The sequence below is a fragment of the Pseudomonas sp. S2_A02 genome, from assembly GCF_054668495.1.
This window is the reverse complement of sequence record NZ_CP162776.1, coordinates 982,256-1,000,605: the sequence shown is the minus strand read 5'-3', so window position 1 is coordinate 1,000,605 and position 18,350 is coordinate 982,256. Positions and strand designations below refer to the sequence as shown.

At 58.4% G+C, this 18,350-nt stretch carries 18 protein-coding genes and 2 pseudogenes; 13 read left to right on the top strand and 7 right to left on the bottom strand.

Annotation, left to right across the window (positions count from 1 at the left end):
* The first annotated feature begins 45 nt into the window (after window positions 1–45).
* From AB4O41_RS04300 to AB4O41_RS04280, 5 genes are all read left to right on the top strand, one after another.
* Window positions 46–939, top strand: coding sequence for a LysR family transcriptional regulator (locus AB4O41_RS04300; protein ID WP_460146429.1), 894 nt, complete (start codon window positions 46–48; stop codon window positions 937–939).
* 232 nt (window positions 940–1,171) lie between these two features.
* Window positions 1,172–1,960, top strand: a complete 789-nt coding sequence (locus AB4O41_RS04295) for a DeoR/GlpR family DNA-binding transcription regulator (RefSeq protein WP_460146428.1) — start codon at window positions 1,172–1,174, stop codon at window positions 1,958–1,960.
* 61 nt (window positions 1,961–2,021) lie between these two features.
* The gene (locus tag AB4O41_RS04290; RefSeq protein WP_258621651.1) at window positions 2,022–2,258 is read left to right on the top strand and encodes a hypothetical protein; all 237 of its coding nucleotides are present in this window, start codon (window positions 2,022–2,024) and stop codon (window positions 2,256–2,258) included.
* Window positions 2,259–2,382: 124 nt separating this feature from the next.
* A complete protein-coding gene (locus tag AB4O41_RS04285) occupies window positions 2,383–2,619 on the top strand; it encodes a hypothetical protein (RefSeq protein WP_008006269.1) in 237 nt (78 codons plus the stop codon).
* A gap of 69 nt (window positions 2,620–2,688) precedes the next feature.
* Entirely contained in the window at window positions 2,689–3,087 is a 399-nt protein-coding gene (locus AB4O41_RS04280; RefSeq protein WP_460146427.1) for a YfeK family protein, read from the top strand.
* A 16-nt stretch (window positions 3,088–3,103) separates the two neighbouring features.
* On the opposite strand, the gene chrA is transcribed toward AB4O41_RS04280, so the two are convergent.
* Together chrA and AB4O41_RS04270 are read right to left on the bottom strand one after the other, a co-directional pair.
* On the bottom strand, window positions 3,104–4,462 hold the full coding sequence (gene chrA / locus AB4O41_RS04275) for a chromate efflux transporter (protein ID WP_258621656.1): 1,359 nt from the start codon (window positions 4,460–4,462) through the stop codon (window positions 3,104–3,106).
* Window positions 4,463–4,497: 35 nt separating this feature from the next.
* Window positions 4,498–5,349: a CAP domain-containing protein gene (locus tag AB4O41_RS04270; protein WP_460146426.1), complete on the bottom strand. Its 852-nt coding sequence runs from the start codon at window positions 5,347–5,349 to the stop codon at window positions 4,498–4,500.
* Window positions 5,350–5,539: 190 nt separating this feature from the next.
* On the opposite strand from AB4O41_RS04270, the gene AB4O41_RS04265 reads away from it, so the two are divergent.
* Both AB4O41_RS04265 and AB4O41_RS04260 read left to right on the top strand, forming a co-directional pair.
* Window positions 5,540–6,160: a cell wall hydrolase gene (locus AB4O41_RS04265; RefSeq protein WP_460146425.1), complete on the top strand. Its 621-nt coding sequence runs from the start codon at window positions 5,540–5,542 to the stop codon at window positions 6,158–6,160.
* A gap of 334 nt (window positions 6,161–6,494) precedes the next feature.
* Window positions 6,495–8,396, top strand: a complete 1,902-nt coding sequence (locus AB4O41_RS04260) for a potassium transporter Kup (RefSeq protein ID WP_460146424.1) — start codon at window positions 6,495–6,497, stop codon at window positions 8,394–8,396.
* Window positions 8,397–8,550: 154 nt separating this feature from the next.
* Here the strand turns inward: AB4O41_RS04260 and AB4O41_RS04255 are convergent, their stop codons facing one another.
* Entirely contained in the window at window positions 8,551–9,621 is a 1,071-nt protein-coding gene (locus AB4O41_RS04255) for an alkene reductase (protein WP_460146423.1), read from the bottom strand.
* 102 nt (window positions 9,622–9,723) lie between these two features.
* On the opposite strand from AB4O41_RS04255, the gene AB4O41_RS04250 reads away from it, so the two are divergent.
* The 6 genes and pseudogenes from AB4O41_RS04250 (at window position 9,724) to AB4O41_RS04225 (ending at window position 14,816) form a co-directional block, all read left to right on the top strand.
* Complete coding sequence (locus AB4O41_RS04250; protein ID WP_460148273.1) at window positions 9,724–10,611, top strand: LysR family transcriptional regulator; 888 nt, start codon at window positions 9,724–9,726, stop codon at window positions 10,609–10,611.
* A 248-nt stretch (window positions 10,612–10,859) separates the two neighbouring features.
* Window positions 10,860–12,575: an amidase gene (locus AB4O41_RS04245; protein WP_460148272.1), complete on the top strand. Its 1,716-nt coding sequence runs from the start codon at window positions 10,860–10,862 to the stop codon at window positions 12,573–12,575.
* 74 nt (window positions 12,576–12,649) lie between these two features.
* Window positions 12,650–13,137, top strand: a pseudogene (locus AB4O41_RS04240) (GNAT family N-acetyltransferase).
* 33 nt (window positions 13,138–13,170) lie between these two features.
* Window positions 13,171–13,629, top strand: a complete 459-nt coding sequence (locus AB4O41_RS04235) for a metallophosphoesterase family protein (RefSeq protein ID WP_217854561.1) — start codon at window positions 13,171–13,173, stop codon at window positions 13,627–13,629.
* A 190-nt stretch (window positions 13,630–13,819) separates the two neighbouring features.
* A pseudogene (locus AB4O41_RS04230) lies at window positions 13,820–13,972 on the top strand (hypothetical protein); the annotation flags it as partial.
* A 307-nt stretch (window positions 13,973–14,279) separates the two neighbouring features.
* Window positions 14,280–14,816, top strand: coding sequence for a hypothetical protein (locus tag AB4O41_RS04225; protein ID WP_460146422.1), 537 nt, complete (start codon window positions 14,280–14,282; stop codon window positions 14,814–14,816).
* Window positions 14,817–14,986: 170 nt separating this feature from the next.
* Here the strand turns inward: AB4O41_RS04225 and AB4O41_RS04220 are convergent, their stop codons facing one another.
* The 4 genes from AB4O41_RS04220 to AB4O41_RS04205 form a co-directional block, all read right to left on the bottom strand.
* On the bottom strand, window positions 14,987–15,673 hold the full coding sequence (locus AB4O41_RS04220; RefSeq protein WP_460146421.1) for a tetratricopeptide repeat protein: 687 nt from the start codon (window positions 15,671–15,673) through the stop codon (window positions 14,987–14,989).
* Window positions 15,674–15,687: 14 nt separating this feature from the next.
* A complete protein-coding gene (locus AB4O41_RS04215) occupies window positions 15,688–16,365 on the bottom strand; it encodes a hypothetical protein (protein ID WP_460146420.1) in 678 nt (225 codons plus the stop codon).
* A 398-nt stretch (window positions 16,366–16,763) separates the two neighbouring features.
* Window positions 16,764–17,267, bottom strand: a complete 504-nt coding sequence (locus AB4O41_RS04210) for an SPOR domain-containing protein (RefSeq protein WP_460146419.1) — start codon at window positions 17,265–17,267, stop codon at window positions 16,764–16,766.
* 164 nt (window positions 17,268–17,431) lie between these two features.
* A complete protein-coding gene (locus tag AB4O41_RS04205) occupies window positions 17,432–18,301 on the bottom strand; it encodes an AraC family transcriptional regulator (RefSeq protein ID WP_460146418.1) in 870 nt (289 codons plus the stop codon).
* Between the last annotated feature and the right edge of the window lie 49 nt (window positions 18,302–18,350).

The window sequence follows — 18,350 nt, the reverse complement described above, 5'->3', positions numbered from 1 at the left end:
TAGCCGGTATATTGGAAATGAATAACCAATATGCCAGGTATTACCATGAATAATCTGCGACGCCTGGACATCAACTTGTTGCTGACCCTTGATGTCTTGCTCTCGGAACACAACGTGACCCGTGCGGCGCAACGTCTGAATTTATCTCAACCGTCGGTGAGTGTTCATCTCGCCAAGTTGAGAGACATTTTCGGTGATCCGCTGTTGCTGCCAGGACCACGGGGCATGCGGCCCACGGCCCGGGCCGATGAGTTGCGCGAGCCGTTGCGCCTGGCACTGGAAGCCCTGGAGCGCGCCGTGTCGCCCGCCAGCCCTTTCAACCCGGCCGAGGCCCGGCAGACGTGGAATGTCATGGCGTCCGACTATGGTGAGACGACTATCGTTTTGCCTGCGTTAGCCGGGCTGCGTTCGGCAGCACCCGGCACGCGTCTGGCGGTGTTTGACCTGGTTCCGTCACAGATCGCCAAGCAAGCGGAGCAGGGGACAATCGATCTGGCTTTTCACGTCAGCGAGGACGCGCCTCTCGGCTTGCGACGTCGCGTGTTGTTTACCGAGCAGTATGTTTTGGTGGGCCGCGCTGGCCATCCGCAGTTGAAAAAGCGGCCGACACTTGTGCAATTCTGCGAGCTCGACCACGTGATCGTGTCACGGGATGGTGGAAGTTTTCAGGGTGCCACCGACCAGGCGCTTTCGGCGGTGGGCATGACGCGCCGGGTGGTGCTTTCAGTCCCGCATTTCCTGTTTGTGCGGTCCGTGGTGGAGAGCACTGACATGGTGGCGATGCTGCCGTCGCGGCTGGTTCGCGATGCGCAGGCGCTGGAGGTGGTCGAGTCACCGCTTGATGTCCCGGGTTACGAGATGTCGATGCTCTGGCCCGAGCGTGTTCATCGCGACCCTGCGCATCAATGGTTGCGGGAGTTCATCGTGAGTGCGTTGTGATGGGCATTGAGGGAAAAGCAGAAGCTCTTTTTAGCGCAATCCATGTGGGAGCGGGCTTGCCCGCGATGGCGGCGGCACATCCAGCATTGATGTTTGCTGACACACCGCTTTCGCGGGCAAGCCCGCTCCTACAGGTTCTGCGCTTGGTATGAGCCTGCATTCTTCTGCCGCCTGTTGTGTTCATCCCGGTGCTTGTCTAATCTCGCACAAACACGCAAAAACAGGCATAACCATGCAGGCCGAGCATTCCATCGCCGAACTCCCGCAGCTGCGCCGTCAAAAAATCCTGCTGATCCTCGAACGCGACGGTAAGGTCATGGCCTCCGAATTGAGCCAGCATTTCGCCGTGTCCGAGGACACCATCCGCCGGGATCTGTCGGAGCTGGCCAGCGCCGGGCTGGTGCAGCGGGTACACGGCGGGGCGCTGCCGCGGCCCAAAGACACGGGCAAGGATTACTTCACCCGGGTCGGCGAAACCGATGAAGTGAAAACCCGGCTGGCCCAACTCGCCGCACGGCGGGTTAAAAACGGCCAGATCGTGATTTTCGATTCCGGCAGCACCACGCTGCAGATCGCGCGCTCGTTGCCCGCTGACATCTGCATCACGGCCATCACCGCGTCGCCGATGATCGCGATCACCCTGGCCGAATACCAAGGCATCACAGTGATCGTCGCCGGTGGTCAGCTCAATCCCGCCACGATGTCTTCCGGCGGCCATGAAGCGCTGCGGCTGATCGAGAGCATCAAGGCCGACCTGGTGTTTACCGGGGTTTGCGCCATTCATCCGGAAGTCGGCATCAGCTCGCTGCATTTCGATGAGGTGCCGGTGAAGCAGGCAATGCTCGCCAGCGCTTCCCATGTGATTGCCGTCACCACCGCAGATAAACTGGGGGCGGTGGAGCCCTTCGTTGTTGCGCCTTGCAACCGCGTGCACACCCTGATCACCGAACGTCATGTGGCCTCGGGCAATGTCGAGGATTATCAAAAACTGGGGATTGAGGTGGTGCAGATAGACGCTTGAGCGTCATCGCGGTCAGCGCTGCATGGGTTACGCTGATAGCTACGACGGGAGGAATGCAGTCATGACTGAGCGCCATATGATCCACTCGGAAACGCTATCGAACGGATGCACGATCAAGGTAAAGGCCGAGATATTGAGAGACGGTTCGCTGGGGATGTTCATCGGTGTTTACTGGCCGGACGGCTCGGCTATCGTTGAGGACAACCATCCGTCGCCGCATCAGATGGACATGGAAGCTGCGATGGAGTGGGCCATCGAAAAAGCCAAAACCATCGGCAACAGCCAAAGAACGCTCTAAGGCCCTGCGATAACGGAATCATTGATTGGCTGGAAGGTCGTAGTTATGGGTTTGAACGCACTGCGATTTATTTCGCGGGAAGCGTCACCTCATCCCCGCAGCTCTGACCTTTTAGGACGTTCAAATGAAGCGCACCGCGATAATGACCCTGGCCATTGCAAGTACCCTCCTGCTGGGAGGTTGCTTTCCTCACTGGGAAGATGACGACAGGTACGATCGGGATCACCGCCGTGAATACCGTCGCGACCATGACCGAGGCTATGACCAACGTGATGATCGAGGGTATGACCGCGATTACGACCGTCGTGATGATCGCCGTCGTTACCGCGATCGGGACCGTGACGACCGCGACGACGATTGATACTTGTCCGTCAACCTTCAGAGCGGGCACCACCGCCCTGATCTGCCGTTAGTCATGCGAGGAATCACCATGGGAATCCTGCCTGGACGTTTCGCTCGGCGCCTCAGCCATTGGCTGATCGCGTCGGGTATCGGCTTGACCGCCGTGGCGTTCGATGCACAGGCGCAAACCCCACCTCAAGCCACTCAGGAAATAAACAGCTTGCTGGACTTTGTCGAGCACAGTGAGTGCCGGTTTGTGCGTAACGGAAGCGAATACCCGGGCGCTGAGGCCCGGGAACATTTGCAGAAGAAGCTGAAGTATCTTGAAGACCGGAACAAGGTAAACAGCGCAGAGGACTTCATCGATCTGGCGGCCAGCCAAAGCAGTATGAGTGGCCGCGCCTATGAAGTGCGTTGTCCGGCAGGCGTACAATCGGCCAGCTTCTGGCTGAAGACTGAGCTACAGAGGCAACGGCAAGGCCAATGATTTCGTCTGGATCGGGCTAGCGCAGCAGATGCACCGCCAGCCCAATCAGCCCGCATCCCATCAGTACTTCGATTACACCCCGCTTGAAGCGGAACAACGCAATGGCCGCCGTAATGGCGATCAGCGCCGAAGGCCAGTCGAGTTGACCGCCGAAGCCGTTGGGCCAGAGCACGTGGTAGCCGAAGAAACACGCCAGATTAAGTATCACTCCCACCACCGCCGCAGTAATCGCGGTTAGCGGTGCGGTGAGCCTGAGTTCGTTGTGCGTCGATTCCACCAGCGGACCGCCAGCGAGGATGAACAGGAACGAAGGCAGGAAGGTAAACCAGGTCACCAGCGTGGCGGCGAGGGCGCCGGCCAGGAATACATGATCGGGGCCGAACACCTGATGAACATAGGCGCCGACAAAGCCGACGAAAGCTACCACCATGATCAGCGGTCCGGGAGTCGTTTCGCCGAGTGCCAGACCATCGATCATCTGCGTGGGTGTCAGCCAGCCATAGTGACCGACGGCGCCCTGATACACATAGGGCAGCACGGCATACGCGCCGCCGAACGTCAGCAACGCCGCTTTGGTAAAAAACCAGGCCATTTGGGTGAGGGTGCCTTCCCAGCCGAACAGAGCGGTGAGAATGCCCATCGGCAATACCCACAAAACAGCACCCACCAACAACAGGCGCAGCAATTTAAAACTGCTGAAGCGGGTGTGTTCGGGAGGCGGAGTATCGTCGTCGATCAACGCCGGGCCGAAGGATTTTTTCGCAGCGCCGTGGCCCCCGGTCTGGAACCTTTCAGGCACCAGACGTCCGCCGACATAACCGATGATGGCGGCGCCCAGCACAATCAACGGGAACGGCACATTGAACACGAAGATGGCCGTGAATGACGCTGCGGCGATTCCCCACAGCCAGTTGTTCTTCAGGGCCCGCGAGCCGATCCGGTGAGCTGCCTGCACCACAATGGCGGTCACGGCAGGCTTGATCCCATAAAAAAGACCGGCCACCGCCGGCACTTCGCCAAAGGCGATGTACACCCAAGACAACACGATCAGGATGAACAGCGAAGGCAGCACAAACAGCGCGCCGGCGATCAGGCCGCCCCATGTGCGGTGCATCAGCCAGCCGATGTAGGTCGCCAGCTGCTGAGCCTCAGGCCCAGGCAGCAACATGCAGTAGTTGAGGGCATGCAGAAAGCGCCGTTCCGAGATCCAGCGTCGGCGCTCTACCAATTCCTGGTGCATGATCGAAATCTGTCCGGCCGGCCCGCCGAAACTGATGAAGCCGAGCTTCAGCCAGAACAGAAACGCTTCCCGCAGACTGATGGCCTCAGGCTTCGACAGGTCCTGCTCGACGATCGAAGAGGGGGCTTTATTCAAGTGAGCATTCCTTTTTCAACTGTCGATTCAAGCCTTCACGGCGTACCAAACATCGCTGTCCAGTAGATGCCCGCGTCACTCTTCGGGTCCACCGCATAGGCCGCGCCCAGCTCGCGAAATTGTGGGTTCATCAGGTTGGCGCAATGGCCCGGGCTGGCCAGCCAGCCATCGACCACCTTGCGCACCGTGTCTTGCCCGGCGGCGATATTCTCGCCGACCTGCTGACCGGCGTAACCCGCCAGTTCAGCGCGATCACCCGGCGTGCGACCATCGCGGTCCTTGTGATCAAAATAGTTATTGTTGGCCATGGCCCGGCTGTGGATCTCGGCCGCGGAGCCCAGCGTGGCGTTCCAGGCCAGTGGCGTCGTGGCGGTAAAGGCTTGGGTGCCGCACTGGCGTGTCTGAGCGCGGGCGCTGTTCATCGCTTCAAGCAGTTTCTGTCCCTCCGCCTGCCAGTCGCCCAGACGCCCGGTCAACAGCGGACGCGCCAGCACAATGCGCCATTCACGGCCATCGCGGCTGACGCCGATGTCGACGAATTGCGGGTCCAGCACCACTTGGCAGAAGCTCTCCTGAATCGCCTTCATGGCGGACGGCGCATCACGCGGGCCGGACAAGCTGATTGCCTGCACATTGACCATCGGATAAGCCGCGCGGGCCAGAGCCTGCTGCAAGTCGCCGATGCTGTTGGCGGACAGGACCAGACGCGGATCGCTCGCCAGTGGCGGCAACTCCGAAGACGCCTGGCCGCCGCAGCGCTGCGCCTGGCTGCGGTAAACGTTGATCGACTCGACCAGCTGCGTTTCATCGGTCGCCGACGCGGCGACGCTGAACACCAGCCCGAATGACAACACGGCAAGATGCAAAACGGATGACAGGCTGCGCATGAAAATCTCCCTTGAACGGTCTGTGCCCATGATGCGCGATTTCACCCCTCCTGACGCAATGCCTTTTCGCCCCGACATGCAGATTATTGTCAGGCGGCTGGAATGACTTGTGGCGACTACAATCAAGCCAGGTCAGCGCTACAACGTCGCCGTTTCATTGCCCAGGCCAGTGTCATCGAAAGGATCGTTCATGCGATTAAAATGGGTACTCACCTGCTTCGCAATCATCCTTCTAGACGGCCAGGTGTTGGCGACTGAGCAGGAGCAAAAACAGGCAGTGGCTGAGGACAAGGCACAGATCCTGGAACAGAAAGCCGCCGAGAAGGACAGCGAACTTCCAGTGCCCAAGTCCGAGGTCATCACCCCCTCCGAAGCGCAGGCGGTCGATCCCGCAGGCGCAGCCCCTCTGGACGATGCAATCACCTGCCTTGCACGCAGCATCTATTGGGAAGCCAAAGGTGTGGCCGGTGCGGACATGGAAGCCGTCGCCAGCGTGGTCATGAACCGGCTCGGCCACGAGGGTTTTCCCGATACGGTATGTGCGGTGGTCAAGCAAGGTTCTGAAACGCATTCCTGCCAGTTTTCGTGGTGGTGCGACGGACGTGCGGATCAGGTAAAGGAAGACGATGAATATGCCCTCGCCAAGGAAATCGCGCGCAAGGCACTCAACAAGCAACTCACGGACCGCACCCATGGTGCTTTGTACTTCCACGACAGAACGGTAAAGCCCGCCTGGGCAAAGAAATACGCCAGGACGGCCGAGACCCGGAAGTTTCTGTTTTATAAACCTCGTGGCGGGACGGCGCAGTAGGTGCGAGTCGCTGGCGGAGCGTGCTGTCGGTAGAAATTTACGGTTTTTTTACGGTGGATACTCTTCCCCGCAATGATACTGGCCACGTTTTTTTATCATCGATAGGCCTGCAATTCTTCCTGATTCCAGTCAGTTAAGGTGCGAAACCTGTGGGAGCGGGCTTGCCCGCGAAAGCGGTGTGTCAGGCGACATCAATGTTGACTGTGCCAGCGTCTTCGCGAGCAAGTCGGATCGCCGCACCGCCGCACCGCCGCACCGCTGCACCGCCGCTCCCACATGGATTTCGCTTAACTGACTGGCATTGCAATCCTTCCTCCTTATCGAGAAGCGACCCGTGAGCGAAACAGCAATCCCTGCCCATGAAGAATCCCATTCCAGAACCTCGGGAGTGGGTTTGCTTGTCGCCGCGGTGGGCGTGGTTTATGGGGATATCGGCACCAGTCCTCTTTACACCCTCAAAGAAGTGTTCGCCGGTCACTACGGAGTCCAGGCCAATCACGACGGTGTACTGGGTATTCTGTCGTTGATCTTCTGGTCATTGATCTGGGTTGTCTCGATCAAGTACGTGCTGTTTATCCTTCGCGCCAGCAACCAGGGCGAGGGAGGCATCATGGCCTTGACGGCACTGGCACGCAGGGCTGCGGCGCCGTATCCCAAGATGAGCAGGGTCCTGGTGCTGCTTGGCCTGTTTGGCGCGGCACTTTTTTACGGCGACAGCATGATCACCCCGGCCATTTCGGTGCTCTCGGCGGTTGAAGGGCTACAGCTTGCGTTCGATGGCATTGAGCATTGGGTGGTTCCGCTGTCCGTGGTCGTCCTGGTAGCACTGTTCCTGATACAGAAACACGGCACGGCGCGTATCGGCATCCTGTTCGGCCCGGTCATGGTGCTGTGGTTTGTGGTGTTGGGTGCACTCGGCATTTACGGCATCTTGCAACGGCCGGAAGTTCTGCAAGCGCTGAATCCTGCGTGGGCGGTGCAATTTTTCTTGGTTCATCCGGGCATTGGCGTCGCCATCCTGGGCGCCGTCGTGTTGGCATTGACCGGTGCTGAAGCACTGTATGCCGATATGGGCCATTTTGGTCGCAAACCCATTGCTCGTGCCTGGTTCATCCTGGTACTCCCCGGCCTGGTACTCAACTACTTTGGTCAAGGCGCGCTGATCCTCGGCAACCCTGAAGCGGTACGTAATCCGTTCTATCTATTGGCACCTGACTGGGCGTTGCTGCCGATGGTCGCGCTCTCGACACTGGCCACCATCATCGCCTCCCAAGCGGTGATTTCCGGCGCGTTCTCATTGACTCGCCAGGCTATTCAGCTGGGTTACGTGCCTCGTATGTTTATCCAGCACACCTCCAGTCAGGAGCAGGGGCAGATTTACATCGGCATGGTGAACTGGGCGCTGATGGTCGGCGTCGTGTTGCTGGTCATCGGCTTTGAATCGTCCAGTGCGCTGGCGGCGGCTTATGGCGTGGCGGTGACGGGGACCATGCTGATTACCACCATTCTGTCCTCGGCCGTTGTATTGCTGCTTTGGAAAACACCCCGTTGGCTGGCTATTCCGATGCTGTTGGGTTTTCTCATGGTGGACAGCCTGTACTTCGCCGCCAACGCTCCGAAGATCTTCCAGGGCGGTGCGTTCCCCGTCATTGCCGGTATTGCCCTGTTCATTTTGATGACCACCTGGAAACGAGGTCGAAAGATCATTGTCGAGCGATTGGACGAAACCTCGCTGCCGCTGCCGTTGTTCATCAGCAGCATCGGCTCGCAACCACCTCATCGTGTGCAGGGTACCGCGGTATTTCTGACGGCCAGGGCTGATGCTGTCCCGCATGCCCTCTTGCATAACCTGTTGCATAACCAGGTACTGCACGAGCAGGTGGTGTTGCTTACCGTAGTGTCTGAAGACAGTCCGCGTGTGGCTGCGGATCGGCGATTCGAGGTCGAGGCTTTTGGTGAAGGATTCTTTCGAGTGAGTCTGCACTTTGGTTTTATAGAGGAGCCTGACGTACCTCTGGCGTTGAGCCTATGCCATTTGAAAGAGCTGGATTTCAGTCCGATGCGCACCACTTATTTCCTTAGCCGAGAGACGGTCATCCCGACCAAACGCATCGGCATGGCTCGGTGGCGCGAAAGCCTGTTCGCGTTTTTGCTGAAGAACGCCAACAGCAATCTCAAATACTTCAAATTGCCGCTCAATCGTGTGATAGAGCTGGGCACGCAGGTTGAGATGTAGACGGCAACAGTCAGTCAAACACACATCCCTGTGGGAGCGGGCTTGCCCGCGATAGCGGTGTATCAGGCAACATTGATGTCGACTGACACTCCCTCTTCGCGGGCAAGCCCGCTCCCACAGGTTTTGCACCAGATTTTTAGCCTTGCAGCGCCACTCAGGCGCTTTGAGCCGGGTTCATGGCTGGGTAATCGATATACCCCTGAGCGCCCGGTGCGTAGAACGTGTCTTTATCCGGCACATTAAGCTCGGCGCCTGTGCGAAAACGCTCGGGCAGGTCGGGGTTGGCGAGGAATGCGTTGCCAAACACCACCGCGTCGGCCTGGCCCTTAGCGAGCAGGGATTGGGCGGCGTTTTGGTCGAGCCCGCCACCGATCAGGTAGCTGCCATCGAACAGGGGACGCAACAAGGCGTGGTAATCGACGCTGGCGCCGAACAGGGCAACGTGCAGATAGGCGAGATTCAGCCCGCGCAATTGCTCGACCAGATGGGTGTAGGTTTCTTGCGGGTTGGCATCGACGATGTCGTTGAAGTTCATTTCAGGGGAGAGCTTGATGCCGACGCGATCACTGCCAATTTCCGTCGCTATGGCGTTCAGCACCTCCAGTACAAAGCGAACACGGTTTTCAACCGATCCACCGTACTCATCGGTGCGCTGATTGCTGCCCGTCGAGAGAAACTGTTCAGGCAGATACCCCGACGCGCCATGCAGCTCGACACCGTCGAAACCGGCCTCGATGGCCAGGCGAGCGGCCTGACGATAGCCCTCGATGACCGCGGCAATTTCGACCACGCTCAGCGCATGAGGAGTGACGAAGTCCTGAAGGCCTGTGGCTGTCCAGGTCTGGCCGGCGGGTTTGATCGCGGAAGGGGCCTGTGGCAGGGCGCCGTCAGGCAACAGCGAAGGGTGTGAAATGCGTCCGCAGTGCATCAGCTGCATGAAGATCCGCCCGTCGCGAGCATGTACGGCTTCGGTAACCTGCTTCCAGGCGGCCATTTGCTCGGCGGTTTCGATACCGGGAGTGCGCAGGTAACCCTGGCCAAGGGCCGCAGGAAACACCCCTTCAGAGACAATCAGCCCGGCATCGGCGCGTTGCGCGTAGTAAGTAGGCACCAGCTCGGTAGGCACCCCGAAATCATCGGAACGCGAACGCGTCATCGGTGCCATGACCATGCGGTTGGACAGTGTAAGGCGACCGATCTGGACTTGAGAAAAAAGCGAATGCATTGCGGTACTCCTCAGGAAACGATGTGGCTATCATTGATCAATCCGAATTCGGGATAAACCCGGTAAAACAGAATTGACTGATCCACTGATGGAGCAATGACATTGGAGTTTCTCAACGACATGGCGCTGTTCGTCGAAGTCGTGAAGGCGCGCAGTTTCCGCCGGGCGGCCGAGGCGATGGGGATGCCGAACTCGACACTGTCGCGCCGGATAAGTGGCCTCGAGAAGGAAATCGGGCTAAGGCTTTTGCATCGCACCACGCGCAAAATCGAACTGACCGAGGCGGGGCAGTTGTACTTCGATCGCTGCAAACGCATCGTCGACGAAGCCCGGCTCGCGCACGAGCAGCTCGGCGAAATGCTTGCCCAGCCCAGTGGTGTACTGCGGGCCTCGTTCCCGGTGGATTTCGCCACTCTCTACCTGGCGCCGCTGATTGCGGAGTTTGCCCGGTTGTATCCCGGTATCAACTTCGAGTTTGATCTGACTCCACGTCAGGTCGATCTGGTGAGTGAGCCGGTCGATGTGGTCATCCGCATGGGCGAGCCAGCGAGTTCGAATCTGATCGCCCGTAAGCTCGCCAGTTTGTCCCGTTGTCTTTATGCCTCACCTCGTTATCTCGAACTGAACGGTGAACCGATTCATCCCTCGGACCTGACCAGGCACGAATGCCTGCGTATGCGCGGCACGCGCGCCGACCGCTGGATTCTCTCCGGCAGTGACGGGGAAGGGGAGCTGGAGGTGGAAGTTGACGGTCGATTTGAACTCAATAGCGTGGGAATGATTCGACGTATGGCGACGCTGGATCTGGGTATCGCGTTATTGGGGGAAGGTATCGTTGCGCAAGACATCGCCGATGGCACACTGCGTAGAGTCTTGCCACAGTGGCAGGCTTCACCCGTCTCGGTTTACGCCCTCACCGAGACACGGCTGTTGCCAGCGAAAACCCAGCGATTTATCGAGTTTCTGCGTGAGCGGCTTCAGGATGCGTAGCGTTTCAGGGCTGTTCATGGCGTGCGTTCTTTCTCTATCTTATGCAAAATCACGGGTACGACGTACTCACCGCGTATTGATCGCATCTCCTGCATCAAGCGCCCCAAAATAAAGATGTTGAACCCATATTGTGAATAATCGACCGCGCTGATGCAGTGCAACGAGAACCGATATGAAAACCCCTTTTGAGATAAGTGATGCCTTTGAGTCAAAGATCCAGCCACCCATCAGCCGCCGACGGTAACAGCATGATTGAGGTCACCGAGGTTTCCATTGCCCAACTGCGTGCTGCGCTCGAATCGGGCCAGACGACGGCGGTTGAATTGGTCCAGGCCTATCTCGCCAGGATCGATGCCTACGACAGCCCGAACACTCCCACCGCCCTCAACGCAGTGGTGGTTCGCAACCCCGATGCGCTCAAGGAAGCGCAGGCGTCCGATGCCCGTCGGGCCAAGGGCGAAACGCTGGGGCAGCTCGATGGCATTCCCTATACGGCCAAGGACAGTTATCTGGTGAAGGGGCTCACCGCAGCCTCCGGAAGTCCCGCCTTCGCGAACCTGATTGCTCATCGCGATGCATTCACCATCGAACGGCTTCGTGCCGCCGGCGCGATCTGCCTGGGCAAGACCAATATGCCGCCCATGGCGAACGGCGGCATGCAGCGCGGGGTCTATGGCCGTGCCGAGAGCCCGTACAACGCTGACTATCTCACCGCCCCTTTCGCCTCGGGTTCATCGAACGGTGCCGGTACGGCAACCGCCGCCAGTTTCGCGGCCTTCGGCCTGGCCGAAGAGACTTGGTCGAGCGGCCGAGGGCCTGCCTCGAACAATGGTTTGTGCGCCTATACACCTTCGCGCGGGGTGATCTCGGTGCGCGGCAACTGGCCGTTGACGCCGACCATGGACGTTGTCGTGCCGTTTGCCAGAACCATGGCGGACTTGCTCGAAGTGCTCGACGTGGTGGTGGCGGATGATCCCGACACACGAGGCGATCTGTGGCGGATGCAACCCTGGGTGCCCATCCCGAGTGTCGCCTCGGTGCGTCCCGCTTCCTATGGGTCACTTGCCGTGAATACCGATGCCCTTGCCGGAAAACGCTTCGGCGTTCCTCGTATGTACATCAACGCCGATCCCGATGCAGGCACCAGCGATGCGCCTGGTATCGGCGGTCCGACGGGCCAGCGAATCAACACCCGTCCCTCGGTTATCGGGCTCTGGGAAGAGGCTCGCAAGGCACTCGAAGCCTTTGGTGCCGAAGTGATCGAGGTCGATTTCCCGCTGGTCTCCAATTGCGAGGGTGATCGCCCTGGCGCACCGACGGTGTTCAACCGCGGCCTGGTGTCCAAAGAGTTCCTTCACCATGAGTTATGGGACCTGACGGCCTGGGCGTTCGACGATTTTCTGCAGGCCAACGGCGATCCAACACTCAATCGCCTGGTCGATGTAAACGGACCGCTGATTTTCCCGCACGACCCAGGAACGCTGCCCAACCGTGAGGGCGACCTTGCCGCTGGCATGGACGAATATGTGCGGATGGCCGAGCGCGGCATCACTCCTTGGGACCAGATCACCACGGTGCCTGACGGGCTACGCGGCCTTGAGCAGACGCGCCGGATTGATCTTGAAGAGTGGATGGACCGGCTGGGGCTCGACGCAGTGATCTTCCCGACGGTGGCCGACGTCGGGCCGGCGAATGCCGATGTCGATCCGAAGTCTGCGGACATCGCGTGGAGTAACGGTGTCTGGGTCGCCAACGGTAATCTCGCCATCCGCCACTTGGGTGTTCCCACGGTCACGGTGCCGATGGGCGTCATGCCGGACATCGGCATGCCCGTCGGGCTGACCTTTGCCGGTCGTGCTTATGACGATTCGACGCTGCTTCGCTTGGCTTCGGCGTTTGAGTCGACGGGGACGAAACGATTGATTCCGCCTCGAACCCCTCCATTGTCGGGTGGCCAGAAATAGGAAGGCCGGGATTGGGGCAGAACACGTTCCAATCCCGCTTGGTAAGCGGTAAACATAGACCTCAAGGATGCGCGATGATATTGCAACACAGGCCAGTGAAGGCTGATGACATCAAAACCATTTGTAGCTTTCCCTTGACGCTCGGGAACTGTTTTATATGTTTCCGAAAGCTCAATACCCGCTGACTGAAGCTCAGCTGTCTAACGCTATTACTCAACGATTCGACTCGACGGTTGTCGAGAGCGGGAATAGCGTCGTCGGCTTTGCTAACTTTTATCGGGCTGAAACGGGTGGGGTTTGCTGTATCGGCAATGTCATCGTTGCCCAAGAGGCACGAGGTAAAGGCGTAGCGACCTTCATCGTGGAGACGATGACAGCTCTGGCATTCAATCGCTATGACGCCACAGAGGTCCGGATCTCATGTTTCAATGAAAACACAGCAGGCTTGTTGCTTTATCCAAAACTGGGCTTCTTGCCCTTTGCTGTCGAAGAGCGATCTTCTCTGGATAGTCGTAGATCAGCACTCATCCATATGACCCGCAGCAGAGCGGGCCGACCATAATACTCACCTTGAAAGCCCGCTCCGGAGCTTTGCATGAAAGTTGGCGTGATCTCCGATACCCATGGCTTACTGCGCGCCGAAGCCCTTGCTGCCCTGGAGGGGTGTGAACGGATCATTCATGCTGGCGACATCGGCAAGCTCGAAATACTTGATCAACTGGCGTCCATTGCCCCGCTGCACGTCGTACGCGGGAACAATGATCTGGACGCCCCTTGGGCAGAAAATCTCGCCGATCGACTTTGTTTCGACCTGAATGGATGGCAGACCTTGCTGGTACACGACATTGCCGATGTCCCTGCCGTGCTTGATGCAGACATAAGGCTGGTGATTACCGGCCATTCGCATAAGCCACGCATAGAATGGCGCGGCGAACGGCTATACCTCAACCCAGGCAGCGCTGGCCGGCGGCGTTTCAAACTACCGGTGACGCTGGCTCTACTTGAGGTGCTTACATGCTCGATTGAGCCGCGCCTGGTCTCGCTACTGGAATGACATTCCTGCCGCCAACCCTAAAATAGTGATGGCGGCTCATTTCCGGCCTCGGTATGCGAAAAGACCTGATCTGGAACTGCTTGGCCCCAATATCTGAACAGAAGGCGAGGTTCGGTATTTCCGAAGTAGTGATCCACGATGCTCGCGGGGGGCACAGTCAATTAGATCACTACGGTGCCTGACGGACTTCATGCCGGACATCAGCATGCCCGTCGGGCTGACCTTTGCCGGTCGTGCTTATGACGACTCGACGCTGCTTCGTTTGGCTTCGGCGTTTGAGTCGACGGGGACGAAGCGATTGATTCCGCCTCGAACCCCACCATTGTCGGGTAGCCAGAAATAGGAAGGGCGGGATTGGGGCAGAACACGCTCCAATCCCGTTTGGTAACGGCACGTCAGAGCGCGGCCTACGTAAATTCAGATCTGTGTGACCCTGCCGACAAATTTCTGCTTTCACGTAGAGGCGCGTGCTTCGATTTTTACTGAGGTTTTCACACCGCTTGGGCCGAAAGCGGACAGCTGTCGAGATGGGGGGCGGTAGCCGAGTTGGGGGGCATCTTGCTTTTCTGCGCCTTTGGCCACCTACGGTTGGTATGATCTGTGTCCGGAGCCGCCTGCTGGAGGCGGTATGTTTGAGCACAGGAAGTCCCATGAAAAGAATGCTGTTCGGTGTGTGTCTACTATCGCTGGCCGGTTGCGTCAGCTCGCCCGATACCACCTTCACCCAGGCTACCCCAGGCTGCAAAACGGCCACAGCAGAAGTCAATGGCAAACCGGTCGCCACGCAGTTCTGCATCAAAACCATCGCCTTCAAACCATCACAATACCGCGTGACGGTCAACGACCAGGTGCTGTTCACCGGTACTGACTACCAACGCGTCGCCTTCACCAAAACCATCAAGGAAGGTCCGGCCAAAGGCGCGTGCAACGAGCTGATCGAGTTGCAGGGCGCCGGCTCGAAGACGCTGCCATTGAACGAGTTGCCCACCGAATTGGTGGCGGGCTGCCGGATTACCGCCGACGCGGCCGGTAACTCCCAAGCCTTCAGCAAAGACGTCGCCTGCGATAAGGCGTTCTACAAGTCGCTGGCGCCGTTGCTGGGCAAAGTGATACCGGTTGAAGTGGCCCGCCAATGCACCGTGACGGTGGCTGAGCAGGCAGTGTTTGACCAGCGTTTCAATTTTTAGAAAAAAGGAACTGGAGCAGGGGCAGCGGCATACGATGGGTACCTGTATTTTCATCGATGTCTTCTTTTGGCCGTTTTTTGCCCTTCGCGATAGGCATAAATCAGCCAGTAGCAGGACTCCGCGCCCCCTGTCGCTGACCCACTGCGTTCGCCACTAAGCCGGCTCTCACATTACGGCATGGAAATCCTGTACTCGGCGAGCTTGGCCTTCTGCTCCTCCAGCACGTAACTTTTGTTGGCGATCTGCGAGAACTTCATGAAGTCGGCCTTGGCGTCGTCCTTGTCCCCCAAATGGTCGTACGCGATCCCGCGCGCGTAAAAGGCCCAGGCATAATCCGGCTGGCGCTCAAGGCCGGTGCTGAATGCTTCAGCGGCTTCTCGGTACTGACCCAGGTCTGTCAACGCGAGGCCCAGATGATAGTAGGTCGGCATGTGGAAGCCGGAACCCTTTCCGGCTTCTCCCAGCCCGTTGTCAAGGTTGTACTGCACGAGTTCAAGGGCTTTTTTCGGGTTGCCAGCATCGCGATACATGGAGCTTAAGTCCAGGTTGGCGCGCGGATCAGGCTTGACCGCCAGTTGCATGGATTTTTCCTTGGCCGCCACGGCTTCGGGAAAGTGCTTGAGGTTGCTGTAGGCGTCGGCCTGCACCGCGTAAATCAAACTTTGCAGTGAGGCAGGCAGCGTATTTTTCTGCAGGCATAGATCGCCTTCCTGCAGCACCAGAGGGTAGTTTTCGGCTTTGGACGCCTTAAACTGATTTGCGCAGTGGACAAGGTTGGCTTTTTGCGGGTTCTGCATCCCGGCACAACCGGTGAGGATGACGGAGCAGGCGATCAGTGCGGGCCAGCGAGCATTCATGAAAAGCATCCTTGTTAGTCGAGCAGACGAGCATTGAGGTCAGGGCGATAGACTTGCAAGAGCGGCGCGGTCACGGTGCCTTGTAGCGAGCAGAACACGGTGGTGTGTCCTGCGAGCGGCGGTGTGGTGTCGCCCGTGTCGACCATCAACACGCGGTCTACGAAACCAAATGGCGTGGCGACGCCGGGACCGGTCAGTCCTTCGGTGCGCCATTGGCTGATCGGGTCACCGACGCGGCGAATTTCAGCGCGGGTAATGGCTTTGCCCTGACTGACAAAGCGTGCGTTGTCAACGATAAGCGGCTTGAGTTTTGCGGCCACCTCTTGCGGCGAGCCATCGGCTACGAAACCCCAGAACAGAAAATTGCCGACGTTCTTGATGGTTTGGGCCTGGTTGTAATAGCCGACCATACGCACGCCGTTGACGATCAGGGGCGTTTCGAAGCGCTGGTAAGTGCCACCTTCCTGCAGCGGACTCGTGATGGTCGGTGCCTTGACCGAGCCATAATCACTCAGGCGCAAGGTACCTGCTGGCAGGCGGGCGTCGCGCAGGCTCTCGAAGAAATGCGCATCGCAACGAGAGAATTCAGTCAGCAGTTGTTCGGGCGTGGTGACGGTCTGGGTCTGGGCCTGGGCAGTGCAGGCGGCGCCGACGGCGAGCAAAGCAACGCCGGAAAAAAGAGAGCGGAACATTGAAATCATCCGTGAGGTGGGAACGAAAGCTGTCGGCTTGTGAGTCGCAAACTTTAGCAAGACGGGCCTGCGCGAGAAGGCCAGAATGCTAGAGCATCCAGATAAACGCTGTCTGGCGCGACGCGGTCGAGGATGGACACGCGTGCGAGGTGTTGACTCGGCAGTGGCGGTTCAGTTTGTATTTGCTGCGGGACGTTGCGGTTTTTGTCGCATCCAGCGGTGCGGGACTCGCCCTGGCATGGGGCGTTTTGCGAGGACGGGGGGCATTCAAGCGCTGCGTTTTTGTCCATGTTGTGCTCCCTATGCGGGGAGAGAGGGAGGGGGCCTGTCTGCGAACCAGATGGAATCCATGTAAGCCAAGTATGCAGACAGCCAGGCGCGATGATGGGAGTGTCTTGTTACCTAGTCACTGACCGCCACGTCACTAGTCCATCCAGGTCATGATTGGACTTCAGGTATTTGAGCATGTTTTGCGCCTCGGCCTTTTCTTCAAACGGACCTGCAAAAACGTGAGGCGCTTCATCGAGAATTGTTGGTATGTCGATTAGCGTCATCTGTGCAGCCATCCGTTCAAATTCTTCATCGGTATGGGCAGTAATGCGCGCTACCCAGCCGCTGCGATTTCTCAGGGCGATAGGCTCCACTTCGGCTCCGCAGCGCTTGCATCGTGAGGCTGCAGCTTTGATGGCTTGGGTGCAGGCAGGGCAGGGGCGCAGATCTTCGTGCACTAGAGCGTCAACACCGGTCTTTGCCAACCGTGGCATTAACAACACGGCGATCAGGGCTACGCCGGGAACGAAAAGCCCGATTGCAAACCATCTTGGCCCTGATCGCCCGCGTGTACTCGCAACGTAAGCGGTCATGGCCGTGAGAATGAGCCAGAGGGGGAGTGGGACGTCCATTGCACTTCCTTGCTTTGAAATTTGAGTGAGAACCCCGCTGACCGGGCTCATCAAAGTATCTACTCTTTGTCAGCTACGCCACAAAGAGAGAACAAAGACTGCAATCCACACCCCTGAGCGGACACTCGTCAACATCCGCTCAGGGTCAAAAGCTGCTTGCTCCGCTATTGCAGCGGAACATACACATCAGTTTGCCATTGATCCTGCGGTGTCTCGGGATAGACGCTCAGGTAATGAAAGAACAGTGGCTGGTCACGAAGTTCCTCTCCACTGGCGGGAAGCCAATCGCGGTAAATCGGATAGATCGTTTCGCCAATGTGATCCGGTGACCCCGCGTGTCGCACCACGACGTAGCGACCGCCAGGAATGACGATCTCGTGCACACTGAACTCATTCGGCGCTACCGCCTCGTGAATCTCGCCGCAAATGGCGAAGCGGAATGCTTGTGGCGGTGTCGTATCGGGGTTGCCATAGGGAATGCCAAAGGAGCGACTCGATGCCACCGGCGACTGTCCGCTCTGCATACGCCACTCGATGAACTTGCGCACGCTCTCATTGACGAGCCCGGTTGGCCCGCAGTGCTCAAGCGTTGCTACCCTGACTTCAGGGAATTCCACGATTCGTACTTGCATGATGATAGTCCTGGAAAAGTGAGGGATTGCGAATACCGCATTCCAGACCTGCCAGTTCGGTTCCCTCCTGAACGCACTCGGCGTCATACCGAACGCCCGCCTGAACGCCCTGCAAAATGCCTCGGGACTTTCAAAGCCGGCACCGAGTGCGGCGTCCAGTACCGAGTGTTCAGCGGAGGCGGCCAGGCGATGTGCCGCGCGTCGTAGCCGCATCAGCTGCACATAGCGTGAGACGGGCACGCCTACGAACGCGGTGAATTGTCGATGGAAGTGAAACGCCGAAAAGTTCGCCACGTGGCTCAACGTCTTCACCGACAGGTCACCTTCGAGATGGGCATCAATGTAGGCAAGTACGGCGTTGAAGCGTTTTGTGTAAGCGAAGTTGATCGGCATGTCAGACACTGGGAAAAAGCTCCTGGAAGTACGGTCGGCAATAGAGTCGACTATAGCG